At 41.7% G+C, this 17,711-nt stretch carries 19 protein-coding genes; all 19 read left to right on the top strand.

Annotation, left to right across the window (positions count from 1 at the left end):
* Positions 1 to 9 precede the first annotated feature (9 nt).
* The 19 genes from HMPREF1149_RS09395 (at position 10) to pabB (ending at position 17,667) form a co-directional block, all read left to right on the top strand.
* A complete protein-coding gene (locus HMPREF1149_RS09395; RefSeq protein ID WP_000405303.1) occupies positions 10 to 477 on the top strand; it encodes a GNAT family N-acetyltransferase in 468 nt (155 codons plus the stop codon).
* Positions 474 to 962, top strand: coding sequence for a GNAT family N-acetyltransferase (locus tag HMPREF1149_RS09390; protein ID WP_000702016.1), 489 nt, complete (start codon positions 474 to 476; stop codon positions 960 to 962). Before HMPREF1149_RS09395 ends, HMPREF1149_RS09390 begins: the two co-directional genes overlap by 4 nt.
* A gap of 90 nt (positions 963 to 1,052) precedes the next feature.
* A complete protein-coding gene (mltG, locus tag HMPREF1149_RS09385; protein ID WP_000927552.1) occupies positions 1,053 to 2,804 on the top strand; it encodes an endolytic transglycosylase MltG in 1,752 nt (583 codons plus the stop codon).
* Between the two features lie 61 nt (positions 2,805 to 2,865).
* Positions 2,866 to 3,348, top strand: coding sequence for a transcription elongation factor GreA (gene greA / locus HMPREF1149_RS09380; protein ID WP_000818770.1), 483 nt, complete (start codon positions 2,866 to 2,868; stop codon positions 3,346 to 3,348).
* 76 nt (positions 3,349 to 3,424) lie between these two features.
* Complete coding sequence (locus HMPREF1149_RS09375) at positions 3,425 to 4,789, top strand: amino acid permease (protein ID WP_000097709.1); 1,365 nt, start codon at positions 3,425 to 3,427, stop codon at positions 4,787 to 4,789.
* 101 nt (positions 4,790 to 4,890) lie between these two features.
* Positions 4,891 to 5,301 (top strand): GNAT family N-acetyltransferase, encoded by a 411-nt coding sequence (locus HMPREF1149_RS09370; RefSeq protein WP_000558469.1) that lies wholly within the window; start codon positions 4,891 to 4,893, stop codon positions 5,299 to 5,301.
* A gap of 59 nt (positions 5,302 to 5,360) precedes the next feature.
* On the top strand, positions 5,361 to 5,957 hold the full coding sequence (locus HMPREF1149_RS09365) for an HAD family hydrolase (RefSeq protein ID WP_000351392.1): 597 nt from the start codon (positions 5,361 to 5,363) through the stop codon (positions 5,955 to 5,957).
* Between the two features lie 145 nt (positions 5,958 to 6,102).
* Positions 6,103 to 6,312, top strand: a complete 210-nt coding sequence (locus HMPREF1149_RS09360) for a helix-turn-helix transcriptional regulator (protein ID WP_001107502.1) — start codon at positions 6,103 to 6,105, stop codon at positions 6,310 to 6,312.
* A complete protein-coding gene (locus HMPREF1149_RS09355) occupies positions 6,302 to 6,790 on the top strand; it encodes a DUF6773 family protein (RefSeq protein ID WP_000797151.1) in 489 nt (162 codons plus the stop codon). Before HMPREF1149_RS09360 ends, HMPREF1149_RS09355 begins: the two co-directional genes overlap by 11 nt.
* 116 nt (positions 6,791 to 6,906) lie before the next feature.
* Positions 6,907 to 8,367, top strand: coding sequence for a nicotinate phosphoribosyltransferase (locus tag HMPREF1149_RS09350; protein ID WP_000283139.1), 1,461 nt, complete (start codon positions 6,907 to 6,909; stop codon positions 8,365 to 8,367).
* Complete coding sequence (nadE, locus tag HMPREF1149_RS09345) at positions 8,364 to 9,188, top strand: ammonia-dependent NAD(+) synthetase (RefSeq protein ID WP_000058062.1); 825 nt, start codon at positions 8,364 to 8,366, stop codon at positions 9,186 to 9,188. Before HMPREF1149_RS09350 ends, nadE begins: the two co-directional genes overlap by 4 nt.
* A gap of 200 nt (positions 9,189 to 9,388) precedes the next feature.
* On the top strand, positions 9,389 to 9,940 hold the full coding sequence (locus tag HMPREF1149_RS09340; protein WP_000643821.1) for a GNAT family N-acetyltransferase: 552 nt from the start codon (positions 9,389 to 9,391) through the stop codon (positions 9,938 to 9,940).
* Positions 9,941 to 10,103: 163 nt separating this feature from the next.
* The gene (gene ccdA2, locus HMPREF1149_RS09335) at positions 10,104 to 10,814 is read left to right on the top strand and encodes a thiol-disulfide oxidoreductase-associated membrane protein CcdA2 (protein WP_000370901.1); all 711 of its coding nucleotides are present in this window, start codon (positions 10,104 to 10,106) and stop codon (positions 10,812 to 10,814) included.
* A gap of 13 nt (positions 10,815 to 10,827) precedes the next feature.
* Positions 10,828 to 11,391 carry a redoxin family protein gene (locus HMPREF1149_RS09330; RefSeq protein WP_000759271.1) on the top strand — a complete coding sequence of 188 codons (564 nt, stop codon included), beginning with the start codon at positions 10,828 to 10,830 and terminating at the stop codon, positions 11,389 to 11,391.
* A 9-nt stretch (positions 11,392 to 11,400) separates the two neighbouring features.
* On the top strand, positions 11,401 to 12,513 hold the full coding sequence (msrB, locus tag HMPREF1149_RS09325) for a peptide-methionine (R)-S-oxide reductase MsrB (protein ID WP_000998582.1): 1,113 nt from the start codon (positions 11,401 to 11,403) through the stop codon (positions 12,511 to 12,513).
* Between the two features lie 70 nt (positions 12,514 to 12,583).
* Positions 12,584 to 13,321 carry a response regulator transcription factor gene (locus tag HMPREF1149_RS09320; protein WP_000222609.1) on the top strand — a complete coding sequence of 246 codons (738 nt, stop codon included), beginning with the start codon at positions 12,584 to 12,586 and terminating at the stop codon, positions 13,319 to 13,321.
* Positions 13,318 to 15,009 (top strand): cache domain-containing sensor histidine kinase, encoded by a 1,692-nt coding sequence (locus tag HMPREF1149_RS09315; protein ID WP_000831087.1) that lies wholly within the window; start codon positions 13,318 to 13,320, stop codon positions 15,007 to 15,009. The genes HMPREF1149_RS09320 and HMPREF1149_RS09315 overlap by 4 nt, the downstream gene beginning before the upstream one ends.
* Positions 15,010 to 15,118: 109 nt before the next feature.
* Positions 15,119 to 15,682, top strand: coding sequence for a TIGR01440 family protein (locus HMPREF1149_RS09310; RefSeq protein WP_000659497.1), 564 nt, complete (start codon positions 15,119 to 15,121; stop codon positions 15,680 to 15,682).
* Positions 15,683 to 15,945: 263 nt separating this feature from the next.
* Positions 15,946 to 17,667 (top strand): aminodeoxychorismate synthase component I, encoded by a 1,722-nt coding sequence (gene pabB, locus HMPREF1149_RS09305; RefSeq protein WP_002878872.1) that lies wholly within the window; start codon positions 15,946 to 15,948, stop codon positions 17,665 to 17,667.
* The last annotated feature ends 44 nt before the right edge of the window (positions 17,668 to 17,711 follow it).

Below are 17,711 nucleotides of genomic sequence, written 5' to 3'. Positions count from 1 at the left end.
GAAAAAAGAATGGAAATTCCAATCACCATAGGACGGGCTACTTTATCGGATTTAGAAGAAATTGTAGCAATTGAAGAATCTTGTTTATCCTCAGAAGAAATAGTAAGCTACGAGTTTTTAGAAGAGAGTATCCGTAAGATTGCGGATACCTTTCTTGTAGCTAGAGATGAAAACCAGCTCGTGGGCTATGTTTTAGGAGAGTCTCAGTCTCTTCATCCCACATGGATAGAAATAAGATCATTTGCTATTCATCCTGACCATCGCAGGCAAGGTTTGGGGACCCTTCTTCTTGCTAGCTTGAAACAAGTGACAGTGGAAGGAGGGTATGAGTATCTTCGTTTGACTTGTCCTGATGACTTGTTCTCTTATTTTGAGATGAATGGCTTTGTTGAGGAAGAAGCGCCAGAAGCTTCATGCGCAAGATTTTCGGGATGGAATCTGATTTGGGCCAATCCTTTTTATCAGGAGGAAGTATGAAAATCAGACACGCAAGATTTTCGGATTTAGATCAAATTTTAGAGATAGAGCTGGAGAATTTTTCCCTTGAAGAAGCCATTCCTCGTTCGGTCTTTGAGGCGCACTTACGTGAAATTCAGACCAGTTTTCTCGTAGCTGAAAAGGAGGGACGTATCCTTGGGTATATCGAAGGTCCAGTCGTCCCACATCGTCATCTACAAGATCAGTCCTTTACAGAAGAGATAAAAGACTATAGCCATCGACCTGGAGGCTATATCTCTGTGACCTGTCTCTCCATAGCTAAGGAGGCACAAGCCTTGGGCGTGGGAAAAAGACTGTTAAGGGCTCTGAAAGAAGTCGCTTTAGAACATGAACGAGAAGGTATCAATTTGACCTGTCATGACTATCTCATCCCTTATTATGAAAAAAATGGATTTGTGAATGAAGGGGTATCCCAGTCAAGCTTTGCGGGTGAAAGTTGGTATGATATGGTTTGGCAACCTTAAAAAATGAGAATCATAGCTATAGAAAGGGATGTTTTGTTGCTTTTCTGTAACTTTTAAGATATAATATTATGGATTGTCAACAAGGAGGTAATGCTTTTGACTGAAAAATCAAGAGAAGAAGAAAAATTAAGCTTTAAAGAGCAGATTCTACGTGATTTAGAGAGAGTAAAAGAACAAGATAAAAGAGAGAAAGAAGTAGACATTCCAAATCTGACAGCTTCATCATCTCAAGCTAGTTCAGTAACTCCTGCAAATCCTGAATCTGATACTTCGACAGAAGAGTTGATGGCTGATTCCCTATCTGTTGTCGATAAAATTCTAAAGAATGCGCCGAGTGTTCCTCCACTTTCGAGTGCTGAAGCTGATAAAACGGATGAAAAAGAAGAGAAAGAGATTAGACAGCCTGTCATTGACAAGATTGAAGTTGTAGAATCTGAGGAACCTCTAGTAGAACCGATTCATCCAGCTGAAGAACCTGTAGTGGAGTCCGTTCAACCTAAGGTGGAACCAGTTGAACTTGAACCTGAAGAAAAAGAATTTAACGATACTCCGACCAAGATAGATGTGACTTATAAGACAGAAGAGGCCAATACATCAGTTGCTTCTTCTGAGAATAAAGCTGAAGCGCTAGCTTCAACTGGATCCTCAGACAGATTAACGGAGGAATCACGTCGTAACCGTCGCCGTAAAGGTAAAAAAACAACCAAGAAAAAGAAAAAATCAAAAGCCAAAGGTTTCCTAGTAACCTTTTTAGTTCTCTTGGTGCTTGTGGCTGCTGGTGGATACTTTGGGTACGGTTATGTTCAAGACTCTTTGAAACCTGTTGATGCGAGCTCTAAGGAGTATATGACAGTTCAAATTCCAGAAGGATCAAATGTGCAACAAATTGGGAGCACTTTGGAAAAATCTGGTTTAGTCAAACATGGACTTATCTTTAGTATTTATGCTAAGTATAAGGGTTCAGACTTGAAGTCAGGTTATTACAATTTGAAGAAGAGCATGAGTACGGATGACTTGATTCAGGAATTGCAAAAAGGTGGAACTCCTGAACCTCAAGAACCAGTGCTTGCAAACTTAACTATTCCGGAAGGTTACACCTTAGAGCAAATTGCTCAGACAGTAGGTCAACTCCAAGGTGATTTTAAAGAACCTCTTACAGCGGATGCTTTCATGGCAAAAGCTCAAGATGAAACCTTCATCTCCCAACTAGTAGCCAAGTATCCAAACCTTCTTGGAAGTCTTCCAACAAAAGACAGTGGCGTTCGTTATCGCCTTGAAGGTTACCTTTTCCCAGCAACCTACACTATCAAAGACAGCACCACAGTTGAAAGCTTGATTGATGATATGTTAGCAGCTATGGACAAGGCCATGTCACCGTATTACACTACGATCAAAGAAAAGAATCTGACAGTTAATGAATTGCTCAGTATTGCTTCTCTTGTCGAAAAAGAAGGTGCTAAGACCGAAGATCGTAAATTGATTGCGGGAGTCTTCTATAACCGCTTGAATCTTGGTATGCCACTTCAAAGCAACATTGCTATCTTGTATGCTGAAGGAAAACTTGGCCAAAAGATTAGCTTGGCTGATGATACTGCAATTGATACTACGATTGATTCACCTTATAATGTTTATACACATCTTGGCCTCATGCCCGGACCAGTTGATAGTCCAAGCCTCGATGCGATTGAAGCAAGTGTAAATCAGACAAAGAGTGAGTACTTATACTTTGTAGCAAATGTTGAAGACGGTAAAGTGTACTTTGCAACGACAAAAGAAGAGCATGACCAAAACGTTGCAGAACATATCAATAGTAAATTAACACAATCAAGTAGTTCAAACTAAAATTATGTGGTTTTCCACATAATTTTGTTTTAAAAAAGTAATAGAAAAGAAAGTTGAAAAAATGGCAGAAAAAACTTACCCAATGACCCTTGAAGAAAAGAAAAAGTTAGAAAAAGAATTAGAAGAATTGAAACTCGTTCGTCGCCCCGAAGTAGTAGAGCGTATCAAAATTGCTCGTTCGTACGGGGATCTTTCAGAAAATAGCGAGTACGAAGCAGCTAAGGATGAACAAGCTTTTGTTGAAGGACAAATTTCAAGTCTAGAAACCAAAATTCGCTATGCTGAAATTGTTAATAGCGATGCAGTTGCCCAAGATGAGGTAGCTATCGGTAAGACCGTAACCATCCAAGAAATCGGTGAAGAGGAAGAGGAAGTCTACATCATCGTCGGTTCTGCAGGTGCGGATGCTTTCGCTGGGAAGGTATCAAATGAAAGTCCGATTGGACAAGCTTTGATCGGCAAAAAAACAGGCGATATTGTTACGATTGAGACACCTGTTGGTAGTTACGATGTCAAAATTTTAAAGGTTGAGAAAACAGCCTAAATAGAATGAAAATGGAGTAGTGGAGGTCTTGACTTGCTCAACTCCTTTTTGATTTTTTGAATAAATAGGAGACTATATGAGTTCAAATAAGAAAAAAAATAAAATGGAGCGTGGTTTAACCAATCGCCATGTTCAGGTGATGGCCATTGCGGGAACAATCGGAACAGGACTTTTCCTAGGTGCTGGTCGCTCTATCAGCCTTACAGGACCTTCTATCATCCTGATTTATATGATCACAGGAGCCTTTATGTTTTTGATGATGAGGGCTGTTGGAGAGATGCTGTATCAGGATCCAGAACAACATACCTTTATCAACTTTATCACCCGTCATTTGGGGAAAGGCTGGGGATATTTCTCAGTTTGGTCTTATTGGTTGTCAGTTGTCTTTATCGGTATGGCAGAAATCACTGCTATCTCAGACTATGTCCGCTTCTGGTTTCCCACATGGCCTAGCTGGATGATTCAGCTTGTCTTTTTAACGATTTTGGCTTTGGTCAATCTGATTGCGGTTAAGCTCTTTGGAGAAGTCGAGTTTTGGTTTGCTATGGTCAAGATTGTGGCGATTTTAGCCATGATTGCCACTGGGGTATTTATGGTTTTGACAGGCTTTAAGACACCGCATGGTGTTGCAAGCTTGGCAAATATCAGCGACCAGTTCTCTCTTTTTCCAAACGGAGTTATGAACTTTGTCATGGCCTTTCAAATGGTATTTTTTGCCTATCTGATGATTGAGTTTATCGGGGTGACAACTTCTGAAACAAAGAACCCTCGTCAGGTCTTGCCCAAAGCTGTTAAGGAAATTCCTCTCAGAATTATCTTCTTCTACGGGGGAGCTCTCATTGCGATTATGGCCATTATTCCTTGGTCTTATCTTAATTCTTCAGATTCTCCATTTGTAACGGTCTTTGAACTGGCGGGGATCAAGTGGGCGGCGGCTCTAATCAACTTTGTTGTCTTGACATCAGCGGCGTCTGCTCTTAACTCAACTCTCTACTCAACAGGGAGACACTTATATCAGATTGCCCATGATTCGCCAAATCGTTTCTTAAAGGCCATCAAGGTCGATACCCTTTCTCGCCACAATGTACCTCAAAATGCCATCATCGCCTCAGCGATCTTGATTGCTCTGGCTGCCTTTATCAACGTGCTACCAGGTGTTTCAGATGCCTTTGCTTTGATAACAGCATCCTCATCAGGTGTTTACATCGCGATTTATATCTTGATTATGGTGGCTCATCTAAAATACCGCAAGTCACAAGACTTCATGGCGGATGGCTACCTCATGCCCCATTATCGTTTTCTAAATCCTTTAACCATGCTCTTCTTTATCTTTGTCTTTGTAACCCTCTTTTTACAAGAATCTACCTTTATGGGAGCAATTGGTTCAGCTATATGGATTATCGTTTTCGGAATTTATAGCCAGTGGAAATTTAGAAAATAACTCATGGACTCATCAACTCTGCTTGGTGAGTTTTTTTCTAGTTTGACAGTCTATTGAAATAGGATTATAATCAAGCTGTAGTAGTTTATTAGGAGGTTTGGATGCACGTTAGATTGGAAAATAAAGCGTCCCAGAAAGCGCAAGAAATAGGGAATTTGATTCGTGCTTATAATCGTTCCAAAAGAGAAGAGTCTGAAAGCGAGCCACTGAATCTTTATGTCGAAGACGAAAAGGGTAATCTCTTGGCAGGCTTAGTAGCAGAGACTTTCGGAAATTGGCTGGAAATCGAGTATTTGTTTGTGAAAGAGGAATTGCGAGGACAGGGAATCGGTTCAAAACTATTGGAGCAAGCTGAAAATGAAGCTAAGAATCGAAACTGTCAGTTTGCTTTCGTCAATACTTACCAGTTTCAAGCGCCAGATTTTTATCTAAGCCATGGCTACAAGGAAGTCTTTACCTTGCAAAACTATCCCTATACAGGTCAAAGATTTTATTACCAAAAGGATTTGTAAGCTGAATATGAAAGTATAAAGCAAAGAGGAAATCTTCACATCACTATGGAGGTGGGCTAATGGATATCATACTAGATATGGGTAACGTCTTGTTAGAATGGAACAAGGATAAGATTTTGCAAGGCGTTTCGGATACGAAGGAAGAATATTTGGTTTTAGATAAAGCTATTTTTCAGTCGGGGCTCTGGTTAAGATTAGATCTTGGGACCATGACGAGAGAGGAGTTGGTGCTAAAAGTTGTGTCGATGATTGGAAGGGGCTATCAAAAGAAGGTTGAAGAAGTTATCTGGAATTGGCCTAGCTACATTGATATTTATAGGGAAGTCTTTCCTGTCTTGTCAGAACTAAAGAAAAAGGGGCATCACATCTTTGTCTTGTCCAATACCTCAAAGGTATTTTATGACTTGCTAGAAGAGCAACTGTCTCCCTTAAAAGAACTTTTAGATGGCTTTGTCCTATCCTGTGATATAAAAGCTATAAAGCCTGATTTGGCAATGTTTAAGGGGATTCTCGATAAATATCAGCTAGATCCCGTAAACTGTGTCTTTCTAGACGATATTGAGGACAATACAAACGCAGCTGAGAAATTGGGCATTAGGGCCTATCAGGTCAAGAAAAGAAGTGATGTCGTCGATATTTTGAAATCCTACATTTAAAGGTAACACTCTCTATTTTTTGTGATAGAGAGTTTTTGTTAACAAAATCTTACAAAATGACATTTATATATTGCATTAAGTTAGATATATGGTATAATGTTTTTAAAAGAAGCGCAACTTTTTAAAAATGTGAAGGAGGACGCTAGTGGCTAAAAATTTAAAATTAAAATTAGCTCGGGTGGAGCGTGATTTAACACAAGGGGATTTGGCAGAAGCTGTGGGTGTTACTAGGCAGACTATAGGCTTGATTGAAGCTGGGAAATACAATCCTAGTCTCTCCCTCTGTCAGTCCATTTGCAGATGTTTAGGCAAAACTTTAGATCAATTATTTTGGGAGGAAGAAGATGAAAAATAGATTTTTTTATTATCAATTATTAGACGAAAGGGAAGAACAACTGATTAACAAAGCTGGGACAGAGTCTTTTTATATGTTTATCGGGCTCATTTTGTTAAGTTATTTGGTGGTTGTATTAGCACCTGCTCTTTTTAATCCTAATATTCTTCTAGTTACTCTTCTTTTAGGAATTTTCTTCTTTTTCAATCGTGCACGACAACTTGGAGTGACCTACTATAGTCGTTTTCATTTTACGATTGGAGGGTGTTTGCTGGTAACTCTTGCTATTACGACTCTCTTGATGTTACAGAATTATCAATTCAATATCGAAATTTATCAGTACAATCCTTTGAACGTTAAATACTTGTCTGCTTGGGGTATTACTTATCTGATTTACCTTCCTTGGGTTTTTATCGGCAATCTCGGCCTTAAAAGTTATGGCGAATGGGCCCAAAAAAAGTTTGAGCGAGATATGGATGAACTGGAGAGTGGAGAATAGCTTGTTATCTTTTTATCAATCTCGGTAAAATGTGTTATAATAGTACTAATTTATCGGACGGTGTGAAAGTGGTAGAATACGTTCATACCTTTGTAAAGTAGGAAGAAGGAAAACAGATGTATCCAGATGATAGTTTGACATTGCACACGGACTTGTACCAGATCAATATGATGCAAGTTTACTTTGACCAAGGAATTCACAATAAAAAGGCGGTCTTTGAAGTTTATTTCCGCCAGCAACCTTTTAACAACGGTTATGCAGTTTTCGCTGGCTTGGAAAGAATTGTACATTATCTTAAAGACTTACGCTTTTCAGATAGCGATATTGCCTACTTGGAGTCGCTTGGCTATCATGGGGCGTTCTTAGACTACCTCCGCAATTTCAAGTTGGAGTTGACGGTTCGTTCTGCTCAGGAAGGGGACTTGATTTTTGCTAATGAACCGATTGTACAGGTGGAAGGTCCTCTAGCTCAATGTCAATTGGTTGAAACGGCTCTCTTAAACATCGTTAACTTTCAAACCTTGATAGCGACCAAGGCAGCACGTATTCGTTCGGTCATTGAAGATGAACCCTTGATGGAGTTCGGGACACGTCGTGCGCAAGAAATGGATGCAGCTATTTGGGGAACACGCGCAGCTGTGATTGGTGGTGCCAATGGAACCAGCAACGTGCGTGCTGGTAAGCTCTTTGATATTCCAGTCTTGGGGACTCATGCCCATGCCTTGGTACAGGTTTATGGAAACGACTATGAAGCCTTCAAGGCCTATGCGGCAACCCATCGTGATTGTGTCTTTCTTGTGGATACCTATGACACCCTTCGCATCGGCGTGCCAGCTGCTATTCAGGTGGCGCGTGAGCTGGGTGACCAGATTAACTTTATGGGTGTACGGATTGACTCTGGAGATATTGCCTACATTTCTAAGAAAGTCCGTCAGCAACTGGACGAGGCTGGATTCACAGAGGCTAAGATCTATGCTTCTAATGACCTAGATGAAAATACCATCCTCAATCTCAAGATGCAAAAGGCCAAGATTGATGTCTGGGGTGTGGGAACCAAGCTGATTACAGCTTATGATCAGCCAGCTCTTGGGGCAGTTTATAAGATTGTAGCTATTGAAGATGAGAATGGTCAGATGCGCAATACCATCAAACTGTCTAATAATGCGGAAAAAGTGTCTACGCCAGGTAAGAAGCAGGTATGGCGCATTACCAGTCGTGAAAAAGGCAAGTCAGAAGGTGACTACATCACTTATGATGGTGTGGATGTGAGCGGCATGACTGAAATCAAGATGTTCCATCCGACCTATACCTATATCAAAAAAACCGTTCGTAATTTTGATGCCGTTCCTCTCTTGGTGGATATTTTCAAAGCAGGAACATTAGTTTACAACTTGCCTAGTTTGACTGAGATTCAGGCTTATGCTCGCAAAGAATTTGACAAGCTTTGGGATGAGTATAAACGCGTGCTCAATCCACAGCACTATCCAGTAGACTTGGCGCGTGATATTTGGCAAGATAAGATGGATTTGATTGATAAGATGCGCAAGGAAGCTCTTGGTGAAGGAGAAGAAGAATGAGTTTGCAAGAGACCATTATCCAGCAACTGGGTGTCAAGCCAGTGATTGACGCTCAGGAAGAAATCCGTCGTTCGATTGATTTCTTAAAGAGATACTTGAAAAAACACCCCTTCCTTAAAACTTTTGTACTAGGAATTTCTGGAGGTCAGGACTCAACCTTAGCAGGGCGCTTAGCGCAATTAGCGATGGAAGAAATGCGAGCAGAGACAGGAGATGACAGCTACCAATTTATCGCTGTCCGCCTGCCATATGGCGTGCAAGCTGATGAGGCAGATGCTCAAAAAGCTCTTGCTTTCATCCAGCCAGATGTCAGCTTGGTGGTGAATATCAAGGAATCAGCTGATGCCATGACAGCTGCAGTCGAAGCGACAGGAAGCACTGTTTCAGACTTCAACAAGGGAAATATCAAGGCGCGTAGTCGTATGATTGCTCAATATGCCCTTGCGGGTGCCCATAGCGGAGCGGTCATTGGAACAGACCATGCTGCGGAAAATATCACAGGTTTCTTTACCAAGTTTGGTGACGGTGGTGCGGATATTCTCCCTCTTTACCGCCTCAATAAACGCCAAGGAAAACAACTCTTGAAGGAGCTTGGTGCAGACCCAGCCCTTTATGAAAAAATCCCAACAGCAGATTTGGAAGAAGACAAACCTGGACTTGCAGACGAAGTCGCCCTCGGAGTCACTTACAATGAAATTGATGATTACCTCGAAGGCAAAACCATCAGTCCAGAAGCCCAAGCGACTATCGAAAACTGGTGGCACAAAGGCCAACACAAACGCCACCTACCAATCACCGTATTTGATGACTTTTGGGAGTGAGACAGAAATCGGTAACTCTAAGAGTTCGATTTCGTTGTCTCACCCCCGCAACGATGACTAGGTTTGAAAAAGCTTGGTAAAGCGCATTTCAAACCAGACAGCGACTGCGTCAAGGGATTAGATAAAACACTTGTTTCCTAGCTACTACTGAGTATAGTCTTTTTACCCTGAGCCTTAAGCTTAGAAAGCGAGGTAACATTATGAAAGCAATCGGTACGCAAATGTTAGAGACGGAACGTTTAATCTTGAGAAGATTTGTGGAGAGTGATGCGGAAGCCATGTTTCAAAATTGGGCTTCGTCTGCTGAGAATCTAATCTATGTCTCTTGGGATCCTCATCCTGATGTTGAGGTGACTCGGAACTCGATTCGAAATTGGGTTGCATCCTATACCAATCCCAACTATTACAAATGGGCCATTTGTCTCAAAGAAAACCCAGAGCATGTGATAGGAGATATCAGCATCGTTGAGATGAATGATACTGATTCTTGTTGTGAAATTGGCTATGTTTTAGGAAAAAACTATTGGGGGCGTGGTATGATGACGGAGGCCCTGAAAGCTGTGTTAGACTTCTGTTTTAATCAAGCAGGTTTTCAAAAAGTCAGAGCTCGTTACGCCAGTCTTAACTCAGCTTCAGGCCGTGTGATGGAGAAGGCTGGAATGTCCTATCTAAAAACCATTGCCAATGGTGTGGAGAGAAAAGACTACGTTGCGGACCTTATTTATTATCAGATAAGTAGGGAGGACAGGTGATTCTCTTTTCTGTTTCTACCAAAGTCAGACCTTGTCTGGCTTTTTTTGTGCCATATTTCTAAATAAACTGATTAAATTCCTATTTTTCCCTATCATTGTCCCTGTTTTTTCTGGAGTTTTGGAGCTATAATAGTCCTATCAAATCAAAGAATGGAGGAAGGCAATGGACAATGTAATCTTTTTTATCAGTGTTTTTCTTGCTGGAATTCTTTCCTTCTTTTCTCCTTGTATCTTACCCTTGTTACCTGTCTATGCGGGGGTCTTACTTGATGACAAAGATGGTGCTCAGGATTCTAGTGGAAAATTTTCAATCTCAGTTGTAAGTTTATTGCGAACTCTGGCCTTTATAGCGGGGATTTCTTTTATCTTTATCTTACTGGGTTATGGAGCTGGTTTTTTAGGCAATTTGCTGTATGCTTCTTGGTTTCAGTATGTGACGGGTACGATTATCATTCTCTTGGGCTTGCACCAGATGGAAGTTTTACATTTGCAGGGACTCTACAAGGAAAGAAGGCTACAATTAAAGAGACAGGGGCAAAAGGGTAACGGCTATAGTCAGGCATTTTTACTGGGGTTGACCTTTAGTTTTGCTTGGACGCCGTGTGTGGGGCCAGTTCTGGGGTCTGTTTTGGCTTTGGCGGCTTCAGGTGGTTCAGGAGCTTGGCAGGGAGCTGGTCTCATGTTGGTTTACACGCTGGGATTGGCGCTACCATTTTTAGTCCTAGCTCTCGCCTCCAGCTATGTTTTGAAACATTTCCGAAAACTGCATCCTTACCTCGGAATCCTCAAAAAAGTGGGTGGTTTCCTCATTATCGTGATGGGAATCTTGGTGCTTTTGGGAAATGCTTCCATTTTGACTACATTATTTGAATAGAGAGGAAAAAGAAATGAAAAAATGGCAAACATGTCTCGTTGGAGTAGGCTCAATCTGTTGCTTGGCAGCCTGTTCGGCTAAAAATATGGCAGACGAGTCTACTATGAAGGAGCAAACGAAAACAGAACAAGTCAGTTCGCAAACTGCGACTAAAGGTCAGGCGGTTGCTGATTTTGAACTGATGGGAGTAGATGGCAAGACCTATCGTTTGTCTGATTACAAGGGCAAGAAAGTCTATCTCAAATTCTGGGCTTCTTGGTGTTCCATCTGTCTAGCCAGCCTTCCAGATACGGATGAAATTGCTAAAGAAGCTGGTGATGACTATGTGGTCTTGACAGTGGTGTCTCCTGGACACAAGGGGGAGCAATCTGAAGCAGACTTTAAGAACTGGTACAAGGGCTTGGATTATAAAAATTTCCCAGTTTTAATTGATCCATCAGGTAAACTCTTGGAAAGTTATGGTGTCCGTTCTTACCCGACTCAAGCCTTTATAGACAAGGAAGGCAAGCTGGTCAAAACGCAACCAGGTTTTATGGATAAGGATATGATTTTGAAAGAATTGAAAGAAATGGGGTAGAGAAAGGCTATGAATGATAAAGTAAAACTTTTTGTCTTGGCAGGGGTCATTCTCCTAGCCATAACCGGTTTCTATTTTCTATTGATGCGAAATGCAGGGCAAACAGATAGCTCGCAAATTGAGAAAGCGTCCGTTAGCCAAGGAGGAAAAACAGTGAAAAAAACAGAAGTGAGTAAAGACGCAGACTTGCACGAAATTTATCTAGCTGGGGGATGTTTCTGGGGAGTGGAGGAATACTTCTCACGCGTGCCTGGAGTAACCGATGCCGTTTCAGGCTATGCAAACGGTAGAGGGGAAACAACCAAATACGAATTGATTAACCAAACAGGACATGCAGAGACTGTCCATGTCACCTATGATGCCAATCAAATTTCCCTCAAGGAAATTCTGCTTCATTACTTCCGCATCATTAATCCAACCAGCAAAAATAAACAAGGAAATGATGTGGGGACCCAGTATCGTACTGGTGTTTATTACACAGATGATAAGGATTTGGAAGTAATCAACCAAGTCTTTGATGAAGTTGCTAAAAAATATGACCAACCTCTGGCAGTTGAAAAGGAAAACTTGAAGAATTTTGTGGTGGCGGAAGATTATCACCAAGACTACCTCAAGAAAAATCCAAATGGCTACTGTCATATCAATGTCAATCAAGCTGCCTATCCTGTCATTGATGCCAGCAAATATCCTAAACCAAGTGATGAGGAATTGAAAAAGACCTTGTCACCTGAGGAGTACGCCGTTACCCAGAAAAATCAAACAGAACGAGCTTTTTCAAACCGCTATTGGGATAAATTTGAATCCGGTATCTATGTAGATGTGGCCACTGGCGAACCTCTCTTTTCATCAAAGGACAAGTTTGAGTCTGGTTGTGGTTGGCCTAGTTTCACCCAACCAATCAGTCCAGATGTTGCTACCTACAAGGAAGATAAGTCCTACAATATGACGCGCATGGAAGTGAGAAGTCGAGTTGGGGATTCTCACCTTGGCCATGTCTTTACGGATGGACCACAGGACAAGGGGGGCTTGCGCTACTGTATCAATAGTCTCTCTATCCGCTTTATTCCCAAAGACCAAATGGCAGAAAAAGGCTATGCCTATTTACTAGATTATGTTGATTAAGAAGTCTTTCCTAAGCAGTTAGAGGAGAATTTTGCTATACTGATACTAGTAAGTGGTAAAGGAGCGGAGCATGACCTACACAATCTTAATCGTAGAAGATGAGTATCTGGTAAGACAAGGCTTGACCAAGCTAGTCAATGTAGCAGCCTACGATATGGAAATCATCGGTCAGGCTGAAAATGGAAGACAGGCTTGGGACTTGATTCAAAAGCAGGTGCCAGATATCATTTTAACCGATATCAACATGCCTCAGCTAAATGGCATCCAGTTGGCCAGTCTGGTACGAGAAACCTATCCACAAGTGCATTTGGTCTTTTTAACAGGTTACGATGATTTTGATTATGCCTTGTCTGCTGTCAAACTCGGTGTAGATGATTACCTGCTCAAACCCTTTTCTCGTCAGGATATTGAGGAAATGTTAGGGAAAATCAAGCAAAAACTAGACAAGGAAGAAAAGGAAGAGCAGTTACAAGATTTATTGACTGATCAGTTTGAGGGAAATATTGCTCAGAAGATCCAGTCTCATCTGGCTGATAGTCAATTTAGTTTAAAGTCTTTAGCCAGTGAATTGGGCTTTAGTCCGACTTATTTGAGCTCCTTGATTAAGAAAGAGTTGGGGTTGCCTTTTCAGGATTACCTGGTGAGAGAGCGTGTCAAACAAGCCAAGCTCTTGCTTTTGACCACAGATTTAAAGATTTACCAGATAGCCGAAAAGGTTGGTTTTGAGGATATGAACTACTTTACCCAACGTTTTAAACAGATTGCAGGTGTGACACCTCGTCAGTTTAAGAAGGGAGAAGGTCGATGAAGCGTTCTTCTCTTTTAGTCAGAATGGTTATTTCCATCTTTCTGGTATTTCTTATTCTCCTAGCTCTGGTTGGGACTTTCTACTATCAATCTAGTTCATCAGCTATTGAGGCCACTATTGAGGGCAATAGTCAAACGACCATTAGCCAAACTAGCCACTTTATTCAGTCTTATATCAAAAAATTAGAAACTACCTCTACCAGTTTGACCCAGCAGAAGGATGTGTTGGCCTATGCTGAGAATCCTAACCAAGACCAAGTCAAGGGAATCCGAGATCTGTTTTTGACGATCTTAAAGGCAGACCAGGACTTGAAAACGGTGGTACTGGTCACCAAATCCGGTCAGGTTATTTCTACAGATGATAGTGTGCAGATGAAAACTTCCTCAGATATGATGGCTGAGGATTGGTACCAAAAAGCTATTCATCAGGGAGCTAAGCCAGTTTTGACACCAGCTCGTAAATCAGACAGTCAGTGGGTCATTTCTGTCACTCAGGAACTTGTCGATACAAAGGGAGCCAATCTTGGCGTACTTCGTTTGGATATTTCCTATGAAACTCTGGAAGCCTATCTCAACCAACTCCAGTTGGGCCAGCAGGGCTTTGCCTTTATCATCAATGAAAACCATGAATTTGTCTACCATCCTAAACGTACTGTCTATAGCTCAGCGAGTGAAATGGAGGCCATGAAACCCTACATCGAGACGGGGCAGGGCTATACGTTAGATCACCAATCCTACGTCAGTCAGGAACAGATTCCAGGTACTGATTGGACGGTTATAGGCGTATCTTCGTTGGAGAAGTTAGACCAGGTTCGGAGTCAACTCATGTGGACCTTGCTTGGGGCCAGTGCCTTATCTCTTCTTGCCTGTCTCTGCTTGGTGTGGTTCAGTCTCAAACGCTGGATTGCCCCTTTGAAGGATCTGAGAGAAACCATGCTGGAAATTGCTTCTGGTACACAAAATCTTCGAGCCAAAGAAGCTGGTGCCTATGAACTGAGAGAAGTGACTCGCCAGTTTAATGCCATGTTGGATCAGATTGATCAGCTGATGGCAGATGTGCGCAGGCAGGAAGAAGCGACCCGGCAGTATGAACTTCAAGCCCTATCAAGTCAGATTAACCCCCATTTCCTCTACAATACTTTGGACACTATCATCTGGATGGCTGAATTTCAGGATAGTCAGCGAGTGGTTCAGGTGACCAAGTCTTTGGCAACCTATTTCCGCTTGGCGCTCAATCAAGGAAAGGATTTGATTTCTCTTTCTGATGAAATCAATCATGTCCGCCAGTACCTCTTTATCCAGAAACAACGCTATGGTGATAAGCTGGAGTATGAGATTGATGAAGATCCTGCTTTTGGTAACCTAGTCTTGCCCAAGCTGGTGTTGCAACCTCTTGTAGAAAATGCTCTTTACCATGGCATTAAGGAGAAGGAAGGTCAGGGCCATATTAAAGTTTCTGTTCAGAAAAAGGATACAGGGCTTGTCATCCGCATTGAGGATGATGGTGTTGGTTTCCAAAATCCTGACGATAGTAGTCAAAGTCAGCTCAAACGTGGGGGAGTTGGCCTACAAAATGTCAACCAACGACTCAAACTTCATTTTGGAGACAATTACCAGATGAAGATCAATTCTGCATCCGAAAAAGGGACGACAGTTGAAATATACATTAATAAAATAGTAATTAGCTAACTCCCAGTCTATTCTGGGAGTTTTACTTTTAAAAATCAGAATGATTAGTTGGCCTTGATAAAATCAGTAAAAAAAGATATGATAGATAGTGACAAAAGAGGTATCAAGTATGAAGGAAAAAGACATTCAAAGAGCAACAAGCCAGATTGTAGAAGATGTAATAGACAAGGCTAATTTGAAGCAAGGAGCCATCTTTGTTTTGGGCCTTTCTTCTAGTGAGGTGATAGGTGGTCAGATTGGCAAGGAATCCAGTCAAGAAATTGGGGAAATCATCGTGAAAACCATCCTAGATATCCTAGAGGAAAAAGGAATTCATCTAGCTGTTCAAGGTTGTGAACATGTCAATCGAGCCCTCGTTGTTGAACGTCAGGTGGCAGAGCAGTTTGGTCTGGAAATCGTCAGTGTCCTTCCTACACTTCATGCAGGAGGTTCGGGTCAGTTGGCAGCCTTCAAGTTTATGCGGGATCCAGTTGAGATTGAATTTATCAAGGCCCATGCTGGATTGGATATCGGAGATACTGCGATTGGCATGCATGTTAAGCATGTTCAGGTTCCGATTCGCCCTCTTTTGAGAGAAATTGGGCATGCCCATGTAACGGCTCTAGCTAGTCGTCCCAAACTAATCGGAGGTGCGCGTGCGCAGTATCCAGAAGATTCTATCAGAAAGTCATAAAATCATTCGATAGTAACAGAAGAAAAGCAAAAGACAGAGGAAAAATGGTATAGATACCATGACTTCCTCTGTTCTTTTTTGTTGAATTTTTGTGTAAAGTACTCCAAATAAGACCATTTTTTTACAAGAAGAAGGGGTGCTATCTGATGGAGAATTGCCAAAAGTAGAAAAAGTAAGGTAGAGAATTTTTTTCGTTATAGAAATCAGTAAACAAAGCTGGATTTAGCTGTTCTAGGTTGGCTTTTTTGTGCTATACTTAAGATATGCATAGAAAAACAGTGATTGATTTTAGGGTTTTGGGGGAGAGATACACTTTTACCCAGCCGATTAAAGAGTTAAAAACGAGAGATTTAGCAGAAGTGGTGGACTTGATGGCACAAGTGGAAAGCTACCAAGAGCAAGGCTACTATGTAGTGGGCTACGTCAGTTATGAGGCTGCACCTGCATTTGAGGAGAAATTAGCAGTTCATAAAACTCCTTTACTGGCAGAGTATCTGTTATATTTTACAGTTCATGATAGGGTGGAAACATCGCTTATTCCTCTGACTTATGATGAAGTTAATTTGCCTTATGATTGGCAGGAAGTAACGTCTGCAGCAGACTATGAAAAGGCGATTGCCCAGATTCACCATCATTTGCGTCAGGGAGACACCTATCAGGTCAACTACACCGTCCAACTCAAGCAAGACTTGAGTGCCAATCCTTTTGCCATCTACAATCGTATGGTGGTAGAGCAGGAAGCGGGCTACAATGCCTATGTGGAACATGATGAGATGGCAGTGATTTCCATGAGCCCAGAGCTATTTTTTGAACAAAATGACCGAGAATTAACGACTCGTCCAATGAAGGGAACGACTAAGCGTGGGTTGACTGACGATGAAGATTTGAAAGAAGCAGCTTGGTTGGAGCAAGATCCTAAAAATCGCTCTGAAAATATGATGATTGTGGATCTCTTGCGCAATGATATGAACCGTATTTCTGAAGTGGGTAGTGAGCATGTGGAGCGTCTGTGCCAAGTGGAGCAGTATTCGACTGTTTGGCAGATGACTTCTACCATCAAGAGTCAGTTGCGAGAGGATGTGGACTTGGTTGCCATTTTTCGCTCTCTCTTTCCTTGTGGATCAATAACGGGAGCTCCGAAAATTGCGACCATGGAAATCATCAAGGACTTGGAGCCTAAACCGCGTGGAGTCTACTGTGGAACGATTGGTCTCTTGCTTCCAAATGGGCGACGAATTTTCAATGTCGCCATTCGGACCATTCAACTTCACAAGGGCCAAGCCATTTATGGAGTTGGAGGCGGGATTACTTGGGATAGCACCTGGGAGTCTGAATACCGTGAAGTGCATCAAAAGGCGGCTGTTCTCTATCGTAAACAAGCTCGTTTCAAATTGATTACTACAGGGAAAATCAGCCAGAAACGTTTGCTATTTGAAGATCAACATCTGAAAAGATTGACAAAGGCGAGTCGTTATTTTTCCTTTCCTTTTGGCCCAGAAGAACTGAGACAAAAGATAGAGGAAGAGTGTCAAGCTTGTGATTCTCACCAAGACTATCGTTTGCGAATTACTATCAGCAAGTCTGGAGAGATGGAACTCAGTCGCCAAATCTTAACACCCCTCAGTCCAAGTTTCTGCAAAGCCAAACTTTGTCTGCAAGAAGCAGATTTGAATCAATCATTTACCTACTTTAAAACAACTCATAGACCACATTTAAGCCTAGGAGAGCAAGAGAAAATTTACCACAATAAGTCAGGAGAACTACTTGAGACCTCTATTGGAAATCTGGTCTTAAAAATTAATGGTAAACTCTACACACCGCCTACCAGTCTAGGAATTTTGCCAGGGATTTACCGCCAGTATCTGCTGGAAACAGGACAGGTAGATGAAAAAGTCTTGACTTTGGCAGACTTGAACCAAGCAGAAGCTGTCTATGGCTGTAACGCAGTCAGAGGTTTGTATGAGTTGGAAGTGAATTCTAAATAAACTTCATAAACTAAAAAACATAATGGATATGTTGAATTGTTGAA

Source organism: Streptococcus sp. BS35b, from assembly GCF_000286475.1.
Taxonomy (GTDB): domain Bacteria; phylum Bacillota; class Bacilli; order Lactobacillales; family Streptococcaceae; genus Streptococcus; species Streptococcus oralis_W.
Note: the sequence above shows the minus strand (reverse complement) of the source record. Positions and strands in the feature narration are given on the sequence as shown.